2 protein-coding genes and 1 pseudogene are annotated in these 1643 nt (G+C 56.4%); 1 reads left to right on the plus strand and 2 read right to left on the minus strand.

All coding sequences use genetic code 11. The features are described 5' to 3' along the window. A pseudogene (locus CPT76_RS36910) lies at positions 1-325 on the minus strand (hypothetical protein); the annotation flags it as partial. A gap of 142 nt (positions 326-467) precedes the next feature. Between CPT76_RS36910 and CPT76_RS00875 the strand changes: the two are divergent. After that, complete coding sequence (locus tag CPT76_RS00875) at positions 468-932, plus strand: MarR family winged helix-turn-helix transcriptional regulator (RefSeq protein ID WP_181152640.1); 465 nt, start codon at positions 468-470, stop codon at positions 930-932. Between the two features lie 28 nt (positions 933-960). Here the strand turns inward: CPT76_RS00875 and CPT76_RS00880 are convergent. Beyond that, positions 961-1643: MFS transporter (locus CPT76_RS00880; RefSeq protein ID WP_146116124.1), on the minus strand; the 683-nt coding region annotated here is incomplete at its 5' end.

A 1643-nucleotide genomic window follows, 5' to 3' on the forward strand; every position in this document is an offset into this window, starting at 1 on the left:
CACATTCCCTGTAGTACTCGAGCATCGCTTGTTCTTCCTCATCGATCAGAGCCGGGGAGAACCACACCTCGAGCCCCTGATTTAGAGCGCATTCCGAAGCCGCCACCAGCCTGTCCACATCCCTGCCCGAAATGCGGATACTGGTGCAGTGCAGTTCGCTCTGGATGATCTCCATTTCCTTCCGGACGGTCCCCGGATCAAAAAGTTCTCTCGAGGAGGGCTGATCCGGTCCGCGGGTGTACGTTCCGACATCATAGTTGATTCCCCTCCGGCGTGGACCGCCGCTCTTGCGATTAATTGAATCATTGGCCATGCTGCGGGTCATTAGGGTTCCTCCTTTGTCCCGTTTTAATTAATATTTATTTACTATTACTGTTGATATTTTGCGTTAATACGTAAATAATATAAATAAATATTTACTACCTGTCAAATGGACAGGGATGAAGGAGAACGAAGGAGAACACGCCATGAATTCAGACAACTCCAGGCTTGCCGCAGCTTATATTCAGCTGATCCCGCTGCTCCACCGCGGCTTTGACATGCCTTCGGCGCGGCAATTGATGCCTGAGCTGACGCATTTGCAGTACCACGTGCTCGAGGCTTTATATCATCAACCGGATAGTTATTCGATGAGCCTTCTTGCCAAACATCTGCACATATCCAAGCAGCAGCTTACGCCCCTGATCGCCAAGCTTGAAGAGAAGGAATGCCTCACCAAGCAGCCTGACCCTCAAGATAAGCGTCAGATCGGACTGTCCTTGACCGAGAAGGGCCGGCGAATCGTGAGCAGCCGGTGGGATTCCTTCCACCACGAGCTGAGCCAGCAGCTGGACCGTCTTAGCGAGGAGGACCGAAGCGATCTCGGCTTCTGCCTTGAGAAGATGACCCGAATTCTGCGCCGGTTGGATCCGGATACGACTAAGGCGGATTAGCCCGGCCTGTCCGGCCGAGCTTGATCCGTTACTCTGGCCGGCTTGCGGGAGCGGATTCCCGTTGCCGGTACAGTGGGAGCACGATAAGCAGGCCGATCAGCAGGCACAACCCTGCCAAGCTGTAGATGATTCCGAGCGGTAAGCGGCCGGCGAGCACGCCGGACAGGCTCATCATCAAGAGCATGGCACCCGTCATAAGCGGCGTACGGATTCCGCTCACCCGTCCGATGTATTCGGGCTCCGTATGCTGCATGACGAGCGTTTGGTTACCGATGAATATCGCCGGCTGCAGCAGGGCGATAACGAACTGGGCTAGCATCGTGAGCCACAGCATACCGGACCATCCGGTGACGGCAATCCCGGCTGAATTGACGATCAGGCCGAGTATCAGCAGCGTCTGGGGAACCATGCGGCCGGCCAGCGCAAACGCGGCGATCCCGCCGGCAATCTCCCCGGCGCCATACGGGATGGACAGCCATTTCAGGTGATCGGCGGGAAGACCGAGCTTGTCGGTCACGATGAAGACGCTTAGCGGCGAAATGAGGCCGATCCCCAGACCGACAGCCGCAAAACAGAGACTGAGCCGACCCAGTACGCGGTTCGAAGTGACATAACGGATGCCGTCCCTCATCTCCCGGAATACCGAGGTTTCTTTTCTTCGACCGCCCCCTTCGGCCTTGGAATCGGCTGGAATCCATCCCAGCACGGCGG

Source organism: Paenibacillus sp. AR247 (assembly GCF_002968895.1).
In the GTDB taxonomy this organism is placed as follows: Bacteria; Bacillota; Bacilli; order Paenibacillales; family Paenibacillaceae; genus Paenibacillus_AQ; species Paenibacillus_AQ favisporus.